Origin of the sequence: Dolichospermum sp. UHCC 0315A (genome assembly GCF_008121535.1) — a bacterium.
GTDB lineage: Bacteria > Cyanobacteriota > Cyanobacteriia > Cyanobacteriales > Nostocaceae > Dolichospermum > Dolichospermum lemmermannii.
This window is the reverse complement of record NZ_CP043056.1, coordinates 4,154,790-4,172,202: the sequence shown is the minus strand read 5'-3', so window position 1 is coordinate 4,172,202 and position 17,413 is coordinate 4,154,790. Positions and strand designations below refer to the sequence as shown.

At 38.8% G+C, this 17,413-nt stretch carries 21 protein-coding genes; 10 read left to right on the top strand and 11 right to left on the bottom strand.

Features of this window, described 5'->3' with window-relative positions; genetic code table 11:
* Positions 1-1,290 carry an RNA-guided endonuclease InsQ/TnpB family protein gene (locus BMF77_RS19855; protein ID WP_371735644.1) on the bottom strand — a complete coding sequence of 430 codons (1,290 nt, stop codon included), beginning with the start codon at positions 1,288-1,290 and terminating at the stop codon, positions 1-3.
* An 82-nt stretch (positions 1,291-1,372) separates the two neighbouring features.
* Here BMF77_RS19855 and tnpA point away from each other — a divergent pair, with 82 nt between their 5' ends.
* A complete protein-coding gene (tnpA, locus tag BMF77_RS19850) occupies positions 1,373-1,774 on the top strand; it encodes an IS200/IS605 family transposase (RefSeq protein WP_148765219.1) in 402 nt (133 codons plus the stop codon).
* Positions 1,775-1,920: 146 nt separating this feature from the next.
* Here the strand turns inward: tnpA and BMF77_RS19845 are convergent, their stop codons facing one another.
* The 7 genes from BMF77_RS19845 to BMF77_RS26880 all read right to left on the bottom strand — a co-directional run bounded on the left by BMF77_RS19845 (position 1,921) and on the right by BMF77_RS26880 (position 8,498).
* Positions 1,921-2,328, bottom strand: coding sequence for a salt stress protein, Slr1339 family (locus BMF77_RS19845; protein WP_148767109.1), 408 nt, complete (start codon positions 2,326-2,328; stop codon positions 1,921-1,923).
* 325 nt (positions 2,329-2,653) lie between these two features.
* Entirely contained in the window at positions 2,654-3,259 is a 606-nt protein-coding gene (locus BMF77_RS19840) for a VWA domain-containing protein (RefSeq protein WP_148765217.1), read from the bottom strand.
* Positions 3,260-3,294: 35 nt separating this feature from the next.
* Positions 3,295-3,900 carry a VWA domain-containing protein gene (locus tag BMF77_RS19835; RefSeq protein WP_148765215.1) on the bottom strand — a complete coding sequence of 202 codons (606 nt, stop codon included), beginning with the start codon at positions 3,898-3,900 and terminating at the stop codon, positions 3,295-3,297.
* 278 nt (positions 3,901-4,178) lie between these two features.
* Positions 4,179-6,782, bottom strand: coding sequence for an HD family phosphohydrolase (locus BMF77_RS19830; protein ID WP_148765212.1), 2,604 nt, complete (start codon positions 6,780-6,782; stop codon positions 4,179-4,181).
* A gap of 140 nt (positions 6,783-6,922) precedes the next feature.
* Positions 6,923-7,819: an ADP-ribosylglycohydrolase family protein gene (locus BMF77_RS19825; protein WP_148765208.1), complete on the bottom strand. Its 897-nt coding sequence runs from the start codon at positions 7,817-7,819 to the stop codon at positions 6,923-6,925.
* A gap of 69 nt (positions 7,820-7,888) precedes the next feature.
* Positions 7,889-8,338, bottom strand: a complete 450-nt coding sequence (aroQ, locus tag BMF77_RS19820) for a type II 3-dehydroquinate dehydratase (protein WP_148765205.1) — start codon at positions 8,336-8,338, stop codon at positions 7,889-7,891.
* Positions 8,339-8,357: 19 nt separating this feature from the next.
* Positions 8,358-8,498, bottom strand: a complete 141-nt coding sequence (locus BMF77_RS26880; RefSeq protein ID WP_015081449.1) for a hypothetical protein — start codon at positions 8,496-8,498, stop codon at positions 8,358-8,360.
* A 244-nt stretch (positions 8,499-8,742) separates the two neighbouring features.
* On the opposite strand from BMF77_RS26880, the gene BMF77_RS19815 reads away from it, so the two are divergent.
* Positions 8,743-8,922, top strand: a complete 180-nt coding sequence (locus tag BMF77_RS19815; protein WP_246862974.1) for a hypothetical protein — start codon at positions 8,743-8,745, stop codon at positions 8,920-8,922.
* Here BMF77_RS19815 and topA read toward each other — a convergent pair.
* On the bottom strand, positions 8,891-11,533 hold the full coding sequence (gene topA, locus BMF77_RS19810; protein ID WP_148765200.1) for a type I DNA topoisomerase: 2,643 nt from the start codon (positions 11,531-11,533) through the stop codon (positions 8,891-8,893). The genes BMF77_RS19815 and topA overlap by 32 nt on opposite strands.
* A 421-nt stretch (positions 11,534-11,954) precedes the next feature.
* On the opposite strand from topA, the gene BMF77_RS19805 reads away from it, so the two are divergent.
* The 6 genes from BMF77_RS19805 (at position 11,955) to BMF77_RS19785 (ending at position 13,999) form a co-directional block, all read left to right on the top strand.
* Positions 11,955-12,215, top strand: coding sequence for a UPF0175 family protein (locus tag BMF77_RS19805; RefSeq protein ID WP_246862973.1), 261 nt, complete (start codon positions 11,955-11,957; stop codon positions 12,213-12,215).
* A 128-nt stretch (positions 12,216-12,343) separates the two neighbouring features.
* Entirely contained in the window at positions 12,344-12,901 is a 558-nt protein-coding gene (locus BMF77_RS19800; protein WP_246862972.1) for a transposase, read from the top strand.
* A 49-nt stretch (positions 12,902-12,950) separates the two neighbouring features.
* Positions 12,951-13,259 (top strand): hypothetical protein, encoded by a 309-nt coding sequence (locus BMF77_RS19795; protein ID WP_210422237.1) that lies wholly within the window; start codon positions 12,951-12,953, stop codon positions 13,257-13,259.
* An 8-nt stretch (positions 13,260-13,267) separates the two neighbouring features.
* Entirely contained in the window at positions 13,268-13,498 is a 231-nt protein-coding gene (locus tag BMF77_RS19790) for a DUF433 domain-containing protein (RefSeq protein WP_148765197.1), read from the top strand.
* Positions 13,479-13,646, top strand: coding sequence for a DUF5615 family PIN-like protein (locus BMF77_RS29070; protein ID WP_371735642.1), 168 nt, complete (start codon positions 13,479-13,481; stop codon positions 13,644-13,646). The genes BMF77_RS19790 and BMF77_RS29070 overlap by 20 nt, the downstream gene beginning before the upstream one ends.
* 35 nt (positions 13,647-13,681) lie before the next feature.
* Positions 13,682-13,999 carry a DUF5615 family PIN-like protein gene (locus tag BMF77_RS19785; protein ID WP_246862971.1) on the top strand — a complete coding sequence of 106 codons (318 nt, stop codon included), beginning with the start codon at positions 13,682-13,684 and terminating at the stop codon, positions 13,997-13,999.
* 697 nt (positions 14,000-14,696) lie between these two features.
* On the opposite strand, the gene BMF77_RS28130 is transcribed toward BMF77_RS19785, so the two are convergent.
* Together BMF77_RS28130 and BMF77_RS28125 are read right to left on the bottom strand one after the other, a co-directional pair.
* Positions 14,697-15,374: an IS630 family transposase gene (locus BMF77_RS28130; protein WP_246863152.1), complete on the bottom strand. Its 678-nt coding sequence runs from the start codon at positions 15,372-15,374 to the stop codon at positions 14,697-14,699.
* Complete coding sequence (locus BMF77_RS28125) at positions 15,269-15,751, bottom strand: helix-turn-helix domain-containing protein (RefSeq protein ID WP_246862970.1); 483 nt, start codon at positions 15,749-15,751, stop codon at positions 15,269-15,271. The genes BMF77_RS28130 and BMF77_RS28125 overlap by 106 nt, the downstream gene beginning before the upstream one ends.
* Before the next feature lie 914 nt (positions 15,752-16,665).
* On the opposite strand from BMF77_RS28125, the gene BMF77_RS19775 reads away from it, so the two are divergent.
* A complete protein-coding gene (locus BMF77_RS19775; RefSeq protein ID WP_246862969.1) occupies positions 16,666-16,944 on the top strand; it encodes a CopG family transcriptional regulator in 279 nt (92 codons plus the stop codon).
* On the top strand, positions 16,931-17,350 hold the full coding sequence (locus tag BMF77_RS19770; protein WP_148765194.1) for a type II toxin-antitoxin system VapC family toxin: 420 nt from the start codon (positions 16,931-16,933) through the stop codon (positions 17,348-17,350). The genes BMF77_RS19775 and BMF77_RS19770 overlap by 14 nt, the downstream gene beginning before the upstream one ends.
* The last annotated feature ends 63 nt before the right edge of the window (positions 17,351-17,413 follow it).

Below are 17,413 nucleotides of genomic sequence, written 5' to 3'. Positions count from 1 at the left end.
TTAAGCTTCCCCGGTCTGAAGACGCGGGGATTTCTGAAGAGTCCATAAAAGAACTTTCGTAGGCTGACTTAAACAACCTCTACCTACTCCAATTAAGTCAAACTTAAATATCGCAGCTACTTTTCTGATTATGTTGACCGCACCGTTACAATCTGCATTAATTTTTGTGCCGTCCTGAGAACAGTACAAACCCCGGCTAATTCTTTTCCCTGACTCTTTCCACCCTTCGGGTTTTGCACCAAATGTAGGTAGAAAATCATTGTCTAGGAACGATGTCTTTGAGGTATAGGATTCTTCAGTTTCAACAAACTTGATACCGTATTGTTCACACAGTTGAGCAATGCGGTTTTTTAGTTTTGCAGTAGGGATTTGAACAAACTTTTGATTAGTTTTTGATCCAAGATTTATAGAGTCTTTTTGTCCAACATTCCAGCCAAAAACAACAGTACCAATTTTATGATCGATGCAATGGTTGATTACGATTCTAGCCGCCTTATTAGTCGCATCTCTCATCTGGCGATTACGCTTTTCTGTAATCGCTGCAAGCCTGTTTGACCAAAAACCCTGCGGTTTATTTTCCTTGATTTTAGCTACAGATTTGTTATACCACTGGTTGATGCTTTTTAAATGTAGTCCGTCAACTATAAAGGATGTACCAATATTAGAAACACAAGTTAACCAATTATTTAACCCGTGGTCAATTCCTAATACTTTTGATGCGTACACCTCGGAGCTTTTAATATCTTGTTGGTAAACAAATTCTGCATAAAAGCATCTGTTCCTTGGCAGGATACGGACTTCTCTTATTGATTTATAGTCCAGATTTGAGGGCATAGGGATATAAAAAGCGTCTATTCCAAACCACGCTTTTACCTTACTACCTAAAGGGAATCTCAATATTCCGTCCTTTAATTTTAAAGAACGCCCCGTAAAGGTTGCAATAGACATTACACTTTTACAGTAATTTGGTGGTTTAGGTTTTTGAGTTACCGTACCTTCTTTTATGCCTTTTAAAAGTCCAAAGTAAGACTTAAAAGATTCTGCAACAGTAGTTAAAATCTGTTGTGCTGTGTCTGAATATAGAGCTTGGTAATGGGCATTTTTTTGGATAGTTCCCAATTGTTTATGTAAGTCGGCTTTACTTGGTATCTTGCCAGTTTTAAAATACAACTGACGAGAATAGTAAACACCGCAATTTGTCAGCTTTTTAGCTTCGGTACAAACATATTCCAATATGGCTTTTAAATCCTTATTCGGGCTAATTAATATCTGTTGGCAGCCGTACACAATTATTTTTTACCTGTATTACTTTCTTGACTTTTCCACTATAACTGAGTTAGATTCTATTTGTCAATAGCAACGAGCAAACAACATGAAAACTACTTTAGAGTTTAGAACAAACAACCATTCTAAAGGTAATGCCGTGGTTCATCTAGTCTGGATTCCCAAACGAAGAAGGAAGGTTTTATCTGGAGAGATAGCCAAGCGTCTTCGACAAATAATCAATGATTTAGCTCAAGAGAAGGATTGGGACGTTTTGGCTTTAGAAGTCGCGCCAGATCATGTCCATTTGTTTGTAGAGCATCAACCGGATATAGCCATTAACCAAGTTATTAAGGCGTTTAAAGGTCGGTCATCTTATCTATTGAGAAAAGAGTTCCCGGAGTTATTAAAACTTCCTAGCCTATGGACTAACAGTTATTTTTATTCGACGGCAGGTCAGGTTTCCGCAGATACAATTAGAAGATATATAGAAGACCCGCATCATGGTTAAGAATCTTGGTTGCGAATAAATAGAGCCTCCGGCACGCTCCGCGAACGCCGTTGGCACTTCCTCCACGCATCTATTGCCAAGTGGCTTCCGTGCCTTTCGTTCTATTTGGTGAAGGCAAAAACCAGAAATTAGCGGTAAATTGAAATTTAGGAATTAGTTTGTAAATAATCAATTGCGGCTGCTAATTTGTGAGGATAACTTTCAGCAAATCTTTCAAACCATAATCCTTCTGATGATAATGGATCTAATTTAGCTAACCATTGTTTAGCAGTTTTTTCTAAAGCTGCTTTTTGTTTAGCTTGAAGTTTTTCTTGACGAATTTTCTCCTGTGTTAATTCTTCTTGTTTTTGCAGTGCCTCAGCCGCATCTTTTGCCAAAATATCAGCTTGTACATCTGCTAATAAGTTATTTACAGATACATCAGATTTAGTATCAGGTAAATGGACAAATTGAATGGTTTGTAAATTATTCTGTGGTTCTGTGGGTTTGGATTGGATATATGCAGTTTTATTTTCCGCCAAATCAGCTTGTACTTCTGATAACAATTTATCTATGAATACATCTGATTTGATTGTGGGTGAAACCGATTTAACTGGGGTTAAATTATTTTGTTGTGGTGTGGTTTTTGGTTCTGTATATTCAGTTTTGAGTTCAGCTAATAGCTTGTCAATGGAATCCATATTTGTAATTCCTAAAAAATATAAGATCCCCGACTTCTGTTTTCATCAAATTATGAATTGATGTGAAAGTTGGGGGATCATTTTTAATTTTTAATTCACGACGGTAATAGTACCGCAAGGCGGAAGTCAAAAGTCAAAAGCAATATTCAGCAAGCTTTTTTAATTTTTAATTGTTAATTTTTAATTCCGCCTTGCGGTGCTAGTCATTAATGGCATTGAGGAGAACTTCTGATAAACTCATATCTTCCATATCATCCATTGTGATAGTGTCGCAAATATCAAACTTAGCACCTGCACTTTGCAATTCATCATCCAAGATTTTCAAAAAGCGGGTAGCTTGAGCATCATTACCGACTTGAATAAAGGAAATAGCTAATTCTTCATCTCTATCCAGACGACGAGAAACTTCAATAATTACCTTCATGACGGCTTTGCGATCATCTGGTTCACCGTCAGTAACTACTAAAATTGTTTCCCCATTGGGTTGACTTTTACTAGAGGCTTTACGTTGTAGATAATCATCAGTAGCGTGTTTCAAAACACCCGCTAAATCTGTTGTTCCTGAAGGATCATTTTCTTGAAAAATTTGTGTTACTTTGGCAGATGTGACATTTTCATAACGTTTAAATTTCCCAGAAAACAAGTAAATAGTAATGCCATCTGGATCAAGTTGTTCACATTTACTGGCTAATGCAAAAGTAGATTCTTGTGCTGTTGCCCATCTAGTTCTACCACCTTTTTGATCTGGGGTAGCCATGCTACCGCTTTTATCAATAATTAAGGTGTAATCACGGTTTTCTAGCATGACTAAACTCTCCAGATATTAGGAATTTTTGTTAATTAATCAGTGATGGCATTCATTAAAACATCAGCTAAACTCATGTCTTCTAAATCATCTAAAGTTACGGTATCACAAATATCGAATTTAGCACCAACACTTTGTAATTGATCATCTAAGGCTTTAAGAAATTTGGTGGCTTGAGGATCTGAACCGACTTGAATCATGGAAATTCCTAATTCTTCATCTTTTTCCATTTGTTGGGTAGCACGAATGATAATTTCAAATACGGCTTTGCGATCATCTGGTTCACCGTCAGTAATGACTAAAATCGTTTCTCCATTCAGTTTGGTAGTACCGGCGGCTTTGCGCTCAAAGTAGTTATTCAGGGCATCTTGGAGTACACTTCCTAAGTTAGTCGTACCTGATGGATCATTCTCCTGAAATATCTGGGCTACTTTAGCAGCAGTAACATTTTCATAACGTTTAAATCTGCCGGAAAAAACGTAAACTGTAATGCCATCAGGATCAAATTCTTCACACTTTCTGGCTAAAGCAATGGTAGATTCTTCAGCTATCTTCCATCTAGTTCTTCCACCCGCTTGGTCGGGTGTGGACATACTACCGCTTTTGTCAATAATTAAGGTATAGTCGCGATCGCTCATCATAATCTTCCTATTGTCATTTTTCTATCTCTAGTTTAACCGTTAAGTATGAATACAGCAGGAATAAAGGAGTCAGGAGTCAGGAGTCAGGAGTCAGAATGAAGAAGGAAGAAGGAAGAATGAATAAGGAGTAAAACTGGCTTGCTGTCTGGCTTTGAATTTAGATCCTGTACCTCATTAATCTGCAATCTGCTGTGATTCATCCGTCCTTATCTGCGTTTATCTGCGTTTATCTGCGTTTGATTATTCTTAAATTCTAATTCTATGCAGATTAATCTTAACTACAAATTACCAACTTTTGCTTTAGGATAAGCAATGCGTTTGTGATGAAATTGTTGCCAAACATCCACAAATATTTGGGCAATTTTTGGCATTTCTTCTCTTGTCAAGCCTGAATCTATTAATTGTTCATCTTGCCATTTTGCTTTGAGAATATTATTCAGCATATTCAATGCTTTTTCTGGAGTTGCATCTTTAAGACTGCGTAATGCGGCTTCACAAGAATCCGCTAACATGACGATTCCTGTTTCCCGTGATTGGGGGATAGGACCATCATAACAAAAATCTGCTTTATCTAGGATGATATGGGGATTTTTTTGGGCTATTTGTTGGGCTTGGTGATAAAAATAAGCGATCGCCATTGTGCCTTGATGTTCGGGAATAAAAGCCTGAATTGCCGTTGGTAAACTGTGTTTCTTCGCCATTACTACCCCTTCTGTCACGTGCTTTTTAATCAATTCGGCACTTTTCCAAGGATCTTGAATTTCTGTTTCATGTTTATTGGGACTGCCAATTTGATTTTCAATAAATCCCAAAGGATCGTGCATTTTGCCAATATCATGATATAGAGTTCCCGCCCTAACTAATTCTACATTACATCCCAATTGTTTAGCCGCAGCTTCAGCCAAAGTAGCCACTAATAAAGTATGTTGAAAAGTACCTGGGGCTTCTGTCGCCAAACGCTTTAATAATGGGCGATTAGGGTTAGCTAATTCCGCCAGGCGAATAGGAGTAATCACATCAAATAATGTTTCTAAATAAGGACTTAAACCCAAAGCCACAATACTCCAGGACAAGCCAGATACAGCAAATAAACCAGCTTCTTGGAAGATATACCAACCTGAACCAAAAACCCCACCAGTGAGGATTTTTAATAATAAGAATACACCACCTTGAGTTAAAGCAGTAACAACACCTAATAATGCTAATTCTTCGCGCGATCGCAATCTATGAGCGACATAACTACTTAACATTCCCCCCATAGCCCCAGCCAACAATACCAGAATATTTGTATCTGTGGTAATTGGGAGTATCAGCGACAATAAACCCACTACTGTTATCCCTACAGTTGGTCCATAGAAACTGCCTAATAATAAACCAATAGCACTCCAAGTAGTATAGGGTAAACTCATTGCCAATACTCCAGGAACACTGAGGCTAAGAAGTAAAACTAATAGGCGATCGCGTTGTCGCAAATAGTTATGACTTTTTCTTTCTATCCAGACAAAAATCCGAATTCCTACAGTAACAACCATACCGACAATTGTTAAACCCATCCAATTCACTTGTCGGCCAATCAGGCGATAATGTTCTAATACCTGAAATTTCCATTTAGTAATTTTTTCTCCTTTACTAACAATTACCTCTGCTTTTTTCACCCGGATCATTACAGATGGTATTTGATTAGCTACCAGTTCACCTTGTTGTTTTGTTTGGGCTTCGTCTTGTTTAATATTTGGTTGAAGTACCGCTAATAATAATTTTGTTGCTAGGGGTTCAGCTTCACTAGGTACAGATGATTGCACTTGCAAATTAACTGCATTATTCAAAATAGTTTTAGGTAATCCAGCATATATACCTTGGGCAAGAATTCGCTCGGCAATTTTATGAATTCCAGCTTGTGTTTTTAACCAATCATCATCAGTTAAATCTAAAATAATAGGTTCTGTATAAAAGTTTTTAAGTTTTCCAGTTTCTATTTGTGATGCTTTCTCAATTGCTTGATTATATTTTTGTCTAACTTGAGAGATTTTGGTAATCAATGCTGAAAAATTAGATTCTGATCCAGTAAATTGATAAGCTTCTAGTTCTGATGATGCTTGAATAAAACTAGCTTCATCACTCTGCTTTTCATAAATAGGAAAAGGTTTAGACAATTGCAATACCGGAAAACTTGATGAAATTTGTGGAGACAACAAAAATTTTGAATTTTGCTTTTTTAAATTTTGTTTTCTATTATTTTCTAAAGTTACTTTCAGCTTTTGCCATTCTGATTCAGGAAAAGTCCTAAGATAACGTTGAATAGAAATTGATAAAACGGCAGGATCAAAAAATGGAAACCCGTCAACTATATCCCTAAGTTCATTAGTTGTATCTAAAAATTTTTCCACCTGTTCATTAATTTGTTCATTTATATGGTTATCAATCATGAGAACAGGCACAGATTTATCTATAGCATCTTTTCGTTTCTGTTCTGTTTCTTGCTGATCTTCAACATCATCTGTGAAAGGAGCAGTAAATGTTTGTAAAGCAATATTATCAACTTTCATTCTTGGTTGGTTATATAAACCATGTCCCATTACACTTGTGAGTGATAAGATTGCCAATACCAAAATTATTGAAGAGCGTTTTTGATGTATCCATAGAAGAATAAATTTATCAATACCACGAGTTTTCTTAACTAATTTAACAGTTGATTGTTGTGTCTGTCTCTGTTTGCCTTGTTTTCCTTGATGACTATTTGCTGATAAATACAGAAGTAGATTTTTTAGAAAATTCCCATGCAGTTTATGCTGATACTTTCCTTTTCGGAATAGCACTTTATACTGCCGCTGCCATTGCCTTAGTTGCTGGCTCAAGGATTGCAAAAATCGCTGCGTTTTCATCTTTCCTTCCGCGAAATACCCCAAAGATGGCTGATGTCTCCGCCATGCTACCGCGAACGCCACTCTAGCTGGATAAAAAGTTAGGGAGTGATAGCAGTTCCCATTTGACCGTTAATTAACCTTTGTTGAATCAGATCATTTCAACGTCTACGGATAATATGAGGAGCAGCAAAGATAGTATATCCTGTGTCCACAAATTCGCCACAATTATCGCTCAAGTCATATACTCCAGACCACACCGCCATCATTGTATCGGCTAATGTTAACATTTGGGCAAAACTCTCAAGTCCCCAAGCCGGGGAGTTAGTGACTGACGGAGAAATTTGCCAATTTACAGGTATACCAACTGTACTGTTATACGCGCCTGATAATGCTCCAGCAATTGCACCTGTAATATTTTGATTGGCAAAATTGTGATTTTGATTAGCTCTTAATACGGTCAGGGGAAAGTCTTCTAATGTACTCCCAAAGCAGTAAAAAGCTAAACCAATATTGCTAATTAATTTTTCTGGACTACTCAATTCTCTTTGTGCTGTTTCTAGTCCCACCCCTTTTTTTAATAAATCATTGACTTTTATTAATTCTTGTGGTAATAAAGTTGATGTTTTATCTAAAAAACTCACTGTTTCCGAAATCAGGCTGTGGGGGTTAAGTTTTTCATTCAGGGATTGAGCGATCGCATATCCTATAATTAAACTAGCATCTCTGATCATCGGCTCATTTTGCCAATTGAATATCCTTTGCACGGCTAAAATATTTTCTCGCATTCTATCGGTATTGTCATGAAAAAAAATCGCCACTGGTAATGTAGCGAGAATTATTTGTCCCCAGAAATTAATATTTGTTTCTAATTCAATACCTGCTTGTTCTTGACGCTTTAACCAGTCATCTACATCTAACCTGCCCAAACTGATTAAACTTTCCGTCCCCAAAACCGCAATTTTACCCAATCTAAAACTATTCTGGCTAGATAAACCCTCTCCCAAGAAAGCTCCCAGAAAAGTTCCCCTAACCCGATTCACAAGAGAATAACGCATAATTTTTAATCGGTGATTGGTAATTGGTAATTGGTAATTACTTCTTCTTCCCTGTCACCTGTCACCTAATTACTGCCTTAAATGGTACACCAGTGCTTGTAAGCCTAACAAATAACTTTGAGCGCCAAAGCCACTGATTTGGCCAATTACCACTGGTGCGATATAAGAATGATGGCGGAAATCTTCCCGACGATAAATATTACTTAGATGTACTTCGACAGTAGGTAAATTAACGGCAGCGATCGCATCCCTCAAAGCTACACTAGTATGAGTGTAAGCCCCAGCATTAATGACAATCCCCTGATGCTTTCCTAATGCCCCGTGTATAGCATCTACTAAAACCCCTTCATGATTTGACTGCACGGGCAATATTTCGGCTTGTAGTTCCATTGCTTTAGACTCTAACAAGCGATTAATTTCTGCTAAAGTTAAAGAACCATAAATTCCCGGTTCTCTGAGTCCTAGCAAATTTAGATTTGGACCGTGCAGCACAAGAACACTTAAAGCTGGAAAATTCAACTCTCACACCTTCAATATTTTAGCGTCGTCGCCGAGAACGTTCATGTACAGGAATCGGAATCAGTTCCGGTTCGGGTTCAGCCTCTGGACCGAGCAGGCTATCAATTAACTTTCGCGCTAATTCTTTCAGCTTTTCCAGTACCTTTTCTATATAATCCATTAAACTGACGGCTCCTGAGATAGTACCTCAATTTTTTTTAACCGGGTCGCAGAAACTGGCGTATTATCACACCTTTAGACTACAAAAAGGTTGACACATTTCCATAAGTATGATATATGCTACTAGGAAATTCTAATTTTGTGTTCTCCCTTACTTATTAGATTATCACATCCTTAATTAGTAATGGGTAATTGGTGATAGGGAATAGAAGTTTGGGAGTCAGTTGTCAGTTGTCAGTTGTCAGTTGTCAGTAGGGGCGAAGCATTTGGAAGATAAATTATCGGTCATTGCCAAAAATAGTTCTCCAAATGCTTCGCCCGTACAGTTGTCAGTTGTTGGTTGTTGGGAGGAAGAAAACAGAAAAAATTTCCCCTGCTCCCTGCTCCCTACCCCTAACTTGCTGCGTCTTTCTTTTTTCCTCTAGTAGTAGTTGATTTAGTAGCAGTTGACTTAGTAGTTGATTTAGTGGTTTTGCGGGGAGATTTTGTAGATGCTTTGGCTGAAAGTAATTCAATAGCTGTAGATAGCGTGATATTTTCTACTGATTCACCTTCAGGAAGACTGGCATTAGTTTTCCCATGTTTAATGTAAGGACCATAGGGACCATCATAGATATTGACTGGTGACTCATCTTCTGGATGTGTACCCAACTCCCGTAAAGCTTCTTTAGACTTACTCTTAGCAGCAGCCCGTCCTTTTTTCGGTTCTGCCAATAATTCTAAAGCACGATTCAAGGAAATTGTCAAGACATCATCCGTAGATTTTAGAGAACGGTAATCTTTCCCCTCCTTCCCTTGGTCATGGACAACATAGGGGCCAAATCTTCCTAAACTAGCTTGGACTTTGCCACCAGTTTCGGGGTGAGTTCCCAAAGCACGGGGGAGAGATAATAAACCCACAGCCATATCTAAAGTGACGGTTTCCGGTGTCACACCTTTGAGTAAAGAAGCTTGTTTAGGCTTAGGATTTTCCTCAGTTTTATCGCCTAATTGAACGTATGGACCATAAGTACCAAGTTTGATATAAATTGGTTCTCCAGTTTCCGGGTGACGACCGAGTTGGTCAGGTCCGGAAATTTTTTGTTTGAGGAGGATTTCCACCTGTTTGGGGTTCAGGTCAGCCGGGGTGAGGTTTTTGGGGATAGAAGCGGTAATTACTTCCTCACCATTGGTAACTTCGATATAAGGACCATATTTACCAATGCGGACTTTAGCATCTAAATTTTCTAGTTCTACAGTTCTAGCTTTACTGGCATCAATTTCGGTTTCCCGTTCCTTCACCAAAGTTTCTAAACCTTGTTCACCAAGATAAAATTTCTTTAAGTAGGGTAGCCATTGAGCTTCACCCGTGGAAATTTCATCCAAGGTTTGCTCCATTTTAGAAGTAAAACTAGGGTCAACAATATCTGGAAAATGTTTTTCCAGTAAATCAGTCACAGCGAAAGCCGTGAAAGTGGGAATTAGGGCATTATTCACCAATTGGGCATAATCTTTATCAATGATTGTGCCAATAATGCTGGCGTAGGTACTAGGACGACCAATGCCTTCACTTTCCAAAGTTTTCACCAAAGTTGCTTCAGTATAACGGGCAGGAGGTTGGGTTTCGTGGCCTACCGCGTCCAATTCTTTACATTGAGGATGATCACCAACTTTCAGAGCAGGTAGAATTACTTCTTGGTCTTCTAAAGCGGCTTCAGGATCATCCGAACCTTCGACATAGGCGCGGAGGTAGCCAGGAAAATCTATGCGCTTACCAGAGGAACGAAAACCAGCGTCTTCAACTTGGATTTGCACAGTAACTTGAGTTTGGCGAGAGTCAGCCATTTGTGAGGCGACGGTGCGCTTCCAAATCAAATCATAAACAGCAAATTCTCGTCCAGCTAAACCTGTGTCTTGGGGTGTGCGGAAACTACTACCAGCGGGACGAATGGCTTCGTGAGCTTCTTGTGCGCCTTTAGACTTGGTCGTGTATTGTCTAGGTTGGGGACTAAGGTATTGTTTTCCATATTTTTGCTCCACACAAGCACGGGCAGCAGTAATCGCTTGGTCGGACAAATGTACCGAATCTGTCCGCATGTAGGTAATATACCCCTGCTCATACAAATTTTGAGCCACTCGCATCGTATCCCGTGCCGATAAGCGCAACTTGCGGTTAGATTCTTGTTGCAGTGTGGAAGTAGTGAACGGTGGCGCTGGTTTGCGGGTGACAGGACGTTCTTCCATATCCGCCACTGTCCAAGTTTTCCCTTCTAGGCGGGCTTTTAGGGCTTCGGCTTCTTCCTCGTTGAGTAATACAACATTACGCCCGGCGGTAATTCTGCCAGTGGTTGAGTCAAAATCGCTGCCTGTGGCAACTTTCGTACCGCCAAGAGTCACTAAAACCGCGCTAAAGGGACTTTTTTCCTGTTCTAGACTGGCTTTTAAATCCCAGTATGTGCCTTCATGGAAAGCCCGGCGTTGTCGTTCTTTAATTACTAATAAGCGTACTGCTACAGATTGCACTCGCCCAGCGGATAACCCCCAGGCAATTTTTTTCCACAGTAGCGGCGATAGGGTATATCCTACTAATCGGTCTAAAATTCTTCTGGTTTCTTGGGCGCGAACTACCTGCTCATCAATATTACGGCAGTCTTTCAAAGCTTTTTGAATAGCTTCCTTGGTAATTTCATGAAATACCATGCGCTTTGTCGGCACTTTGGGCTTGAGCAATTGGTATAAATGCCAACTAATACTTTCCCCCTCCCGGTCTTCGTCTGTGGCCAAAATCAGTTCAGTTACGCCTTTGAGGGCTTCTTTAAGCTGAGTGACAATTTTCTTTTTGTCTTTAGGAACGACATAAATCGGTTCAAAGTCGGCTTCTATATTGACCCCAAGCTGCGCCCATTTTTCCCCTTTGACGGCTGCGGGAATTTCACTAGCCGACTGGGGAAGGTCACGGACATGACCCATTGAAGCTTCTACTACATAGTCTTTTGGTAGGTAGTTGCGAATGGTACGAGCTTTTGTGGGAGATTCGACGATAACAAGAGTTGACATGGAAATTTAAAAAGAATAATAGCTATGCAGCTAAATAGTTAAGTTGGATTAATTTTTGCGAAATGTCAAGATGAAATATCACGCCTCAGCAGTGATTGTATACTTACACAAACTGCCCAATAGGGGTAAATCTTTCTCAACTTCAGGTACAGTGATCTTTTTGAGAATGCTAGAAGTAACCTTTGAGAGTCAATTGTCAGTTATTTCCATCTTTAACTTATCTAGTACATATTTGACGACTATAGTTTCTAAAATATCCCTGGAATTTAATAGTACAAGACTCACAGTTGTTAAAGGTTGGGGAAATAAATAATTTAAAATTAGCTTAATTTTTCTAATTTGCCATTTTTTTATAGATGCTGTGTCAAAATTAACTTATACAGGAAGAAATGCTAAAAATATATAAATTACACCTGCAAACTTGATTATAAGCGTCTTAATACCTGATGATATTCTTCGAGCCAGCAAAATGACGGAGGCTGAACTAAAATTAGAAGTCGCTATCATGCTTTATCAGCAAGGAAAAATTAGTAGCGGTAAAGTTCGTGCTTGGACTGAACTCACAGTAATTGAGTTTCAACATGAACTTGCTTTACGGGGACTTTGTATCAATTATGATGTAGAGGATTTTCAATCAGATGTGAAAACCCTAGAATCAATGGGGTGTCAAACTGTCAGCTAAATTCTGGGCAAACCTACCCTTTCCTACTCTTTTTTGGGTAGGTTTTCTCTTGCCATACGTTCTATGACATCACTGATACTTGATGCTTTTATATCTATTTGTTTTTGCTCAAGCCATTGAATAGCTGTTTGAGTCAAAGTCATTGTGAATCGTCTTTTTTCTTCTTAGCCGCATTAAAGGATTGGGCAAAACATCAGGGTAAATATCTTGGCCAACCTAAAATGCCCAGATATAAGCATAAAGAGCGTGGTAGAAATATTGTAATCTATCCAATAGATGCAATATCAAAACCAGCGTTAACTAAAGGTATTGTGAGACTATCTCAGTCTAATATCCAAATACCTACTATTGCTGGTAATGTAGATCAAGTAAGGATTGTACCTAAGCTAAACTATTATGTTATTGAAGTAGTTTACACAGTAGATGAGCCTGTTAAATCAACCGGTAAATACAGTGCTGGTATAGACCTTGGTCTAAATAATTTGATGGCTATAACTTCCAACCATTCCGGTATTAAACCGTTATTGATTAATGGTAGACCATTGAAAAGTATTAACCAATTCTTCAATAAAAGAGTAGCTAAAGCGCAATCAGTAGACCCAAACTTTATGAATGGGATAGAGGGATTGCAGTTTATCCCTGTAGTCTTAGGTCTTTGGTCTAAGATTGCAAACGTAGTTGTCTAGTATTGTCTATCCTTAGGTAGCTTTGTCCAGATTTCTATGAGCGGTTATTGTGATTATTGTCAGTGATACATCACCAATTACTAATTTAGCAGCAATCAATCAGCTAGACTTACTCCAAAAACTTTCCCCTGGGATTGTTATCCCTACAGCCGTTTATAATGAAATGGTCAAGGTAGGTAAAATCGTTCCTGGTGCTATAGAGGTAAAAACTTTACCTTGGATTCAAAAACAGGCTGTTGAAGATCCTCAAAGAGTAATCTTGATTCAGGAAACCCAAGAAAATATTGATTTGGGTGAAGCAGAAGCGATTGTTTTAGCTCTAGAACTCAAAGCTGATTTACTATTAATGGATGACTAAGATAATTTATGAACTACCGAAATTACATCACAATTGAACCAAATAAACGTAGTGGTAAGCCTTGTCTGCGTGGCTTGCGAATTACTGTTTATGAAGTGCTTGAATACCTAGCTTCTGATATGACAGAAGCAGAAATACTCGAAGATTTTCCCGATTTAACACGGGAAGATTTTAAAGCCTGCATTGCATATGCAGCGAACCGCGAACATCGTTTTATGACTGCATCAATATCAGCATGAAATTCTTTTTGACGAAAATCTATCTCCAAAGTTACCGCTCCGCTTGAACGACATTTTCCCAAATTCGCTACACGTTCGGGATGTTGAAACCCACATTCCGCACCCCCCGGTGTCACAATCGGTAATTTCGGACTTTTTAATATATTAAAGGATGATTTTTATACAAAAAGGTCGAAATTTTATGTGGCTATCGCTAATCCCAAATCCCCCAACGACCATTTTTCGTTGTGTGACAGTTTAGGGTGCGGAAGATGGGTTGAAATGAAATCAACTATTGATCCCATCGTTTGGGATTATGCTAAGTTGAACGATTTGATGATTGTCTCAAAAGATTCAGATATGCACGACCTCAGCCTAGTATTTGGGAATCCACCTAAGGTTATCTGGATTCGACTTGGCAACTGTTCGACTTCACAAGTTGAAAATTTATTGCGTCAGAATTTTGACACGATCAAATTATTCTACCAAGATAAGTATTTATCATTGCTTTCCTTATCATAAATCACTAACAGTTTTAATCAGGATTTTTTGTAAGATATTTGCGATCGCCTACAGCAAACCCTTCAACAGATAGACAATTGAAGCGATTCCTAGTAGTTTGTCAAGATAAAAATGATGGACTGTAGTGTGAGCGAGACGCTCACGCGGGCAAGACTTGTACTGAGCTTGTCGATAGCGCAGCGTGGCGTTAGCCATAGTATGCCCGCACTACCAAAAATCCGTCAAAATGTCTTTGACAGACTACTAGGTCGCGCTTCGCTATTGCCTAAAAATCAAAACTCACAGAAATAGCGATTCCTAGGTCGCGCTAGTTCTCTCCGGGACGTTTTGCGTAGCAAGATGCCGTAGGTTACGCTATCGCCTAACTCCTCAAATCGCCAATATAAGCCCCAATTTGTTTAAGTCCCTGCAAAACTTGGATACGTTCTGCTGTATTTTCAAGTAACCGATAAGTATGCGAACTGCTTGCAGCAGCGCTTCGCTATCGCGTATATTGAGGGACATCTTGGTGGCGATTGCATTTCAAAAACAATACTTCTCTGCCATTTGTCACCATTCCATAGCAACTTGACTGCAAATTAGGATCGCTCAACAAATAAGTAAGTGCTTGGGGAATTCCTGCGGTAACGTCCAGCCTTGCAGGTTTTGATTCGATTAAGTAGGTCGGCGGAAAAGTTTATAACTATGTAACGAAAAGTTAAGAAGAAGTATGTTCGTTAAATTTAATACGTTCTGTACTGTATTGTCCTTTTTCTCCCCTGGCTTTAACCCCATTCATTACGGCATAAGCAAGGTCTAACTCGTCCTCAAACATTTGTCCCGATAGTTCATCTTTTTTGAGATGCTGCCATTCCAATTCAATTGGATTCATTTCCGAGCAATATTTGGGCAGAAAGAAGATATATAAGTTCTGACTCTCCCATTTTGACCATAACTGTTGCACTTCCTTACATCGGTGTATTGGACCGTTATCCTGCACTATCACTCTTATTCGTCCGTTTTTTTCGGCTTCTTGCGCTTCTTGTTCCATCATTTGGATATAAGATTTGCGATTAACACCACCAATAACTAAACCGTAAACAAAGCTAACCTCATGTTGAATCAGCCCAATAATGCTTAATCTCCGTCCACGACGCTTTGTTTGTTCTAAATGTTTTTGCTCACCTCGCTGGTAATATGTATAACTTGGTTCGCTCCACATACAGAACCCTGATTCATCCAAATATTTCAAGTCTATTTCTCCAGCCGCCGCAGATAGTGTCAACATCTCTAAGTCTGCTTGCTTAATTTCTCTGTTTTTGGGGTCTTGTTTTCCTTTGTGACTCTTTCTAGCTCGTTTCCAAATGACCCCCTTTTTTTGAGTACCCGTCTTAATCTGTCGGGACTCAATTGAATTTGGCGTTCGCTTTCTAATTTTTGAGCTAATTGAACACTGTTATATGTTCGTGGTTCTTTTTTTAGGCATTCTTCCAAAAATACTATGTCTTCTTCACCATACTTTGGTTTACACCCTCGACCAGGTAGTTCCCAAAGTCCTTCTATACCCTGTTTTTCCCATTTATGTAAGATTTCTCTGATTGTTTGAGGAGTCCAGTCAAAATGAGCAGCTATTTTTTCTACATACCAACCATGTGAATTTAACCTAATTACCTCGGCTTTATCTTTGACTTTTTGCGGCAAATCCCTTGTTCTTAGGTTCAACAGGGTTTTATCTTGCTCACGAGTTAAAAATACCCTTAAACGAGCACCCATATTTTAATCACCTCACTAGATTTATTTTCCGTATTTACTTATCTTTACATAGTTTGGTTTCTTTGCGCCGACTTACTTACCAAAATCCAAAAACTATCTTGGATTACCAAAATATCAATTCTGCCTTGAACCGCTATAGCATTAGCTTCATCAGAAACTTCGATACTGGTACTTAAGTAAGTCGGCCCAATAAAATCGATATATGTTTAGTTTTGTAAAAACCGTGAAACACCCTATTTATAAGGTATTCGTTAATTTATATTTCGTTACATAGATTGATTTTTTAACGCCGACCTACTTACTTCTGCTTTTACCAAAAAAGGAAATTGATAGAAACCAGCCAAATCTAGCAATGGCGACACCACGACAAGCTTAACAATTTCTTCAAGGGGCGCTTCTTCTTGACTGAGATAGTTATAGTTGCGAGTGAGGCGATCTAGTCCTTGTAGTTCCGCTTCCGTTAGTGTTGGTGAATTATTTAACCATTCATCAAAAAAGCGATACCTCCGGTCAGCGCTTCGCTATCGCTAGTGTCGAGTCTCAAGCCAAAGGTTTGACGGAGATTGCTAAGGGTAAGGCTACTAGCATTTGTAATCACAGTTAAATCCTTGTAGTATTTACATGAATTTTGGAAGTTTAGAAATTTGATTTGGGTTCTAATACTTAATATACGATACATACGAGGAAAAGAGCGATTCCTAGGTCGCGCTAGTACAACACGGCATAAATAAACCAACCATTCTAAATCGTTAAAAAGCCTATACTGTCTTCGTTTTGACTTTTGACTTTTGACTTCCGCCCTGCGGTACTAGTTCCCCCCGGGACGCAATGCGTTCGCTATCGCCCTATGAGGAAACTATTTGATAACTACTTAACCTTGAATTTTTTGAGCTATAGTATTGTCATACAGAGTTATGACAAGCAAAAATATGAGAGTTAATGCAAGGCTCGATAGCGATCGCGCTAGTAAGTTTAATTACATTCGCCAGCGGACAAATCAAGGTGTGTCTGACATTATGAAAGTGGCGATCGATCTTTATTATGAAAAATTACATCAAGAATCCCCTGTAAAACCTTTGCAACGTCTTAGAGAATCAGGGCTGATTGGTTGTGCTGAAGGGGACTCTGATTTGGCGGTTAATTACAAGCAATATCTCACTGAAAGTCTTAACGAAAAATATGGTAATCGTTGATTCTGGCTTTTGGATAGCACTAATCAATCGCCGTGATGATTATCATGTTCTCGCTCAAGAAGTTTTAGATACGATTGATGAGCCTCTGGTGACAACATGGTGTGTGATTACGGAAGTTTGTCATATTCTCTTAAAACGTACAGACACAAATGCTCAACAGACGTTTATTCATAGCTTAGAAATTGGTGCTTTTGAGATTTTTGATCTCAAGGTTCAAGATGGGAAAAGAATCAGTGAATTGATGAATCAATATAGTTCCCTGCCAATGGATTTAGTGGACGCTTCATTGATTATTCTTGCCGAACATTTGGGGCATGGGCGGATTCTATCTGTTGATTTTCGGGACTTTAATACTTACCGCTGGAAAAATCGGCATCCTTTTGAGAATTTGATGTCTATTAACTAAAAATCACGACTCACAGTAATAGCGATCGCCAAGCAAAACTTCGATTTTGATCATATTGCATTA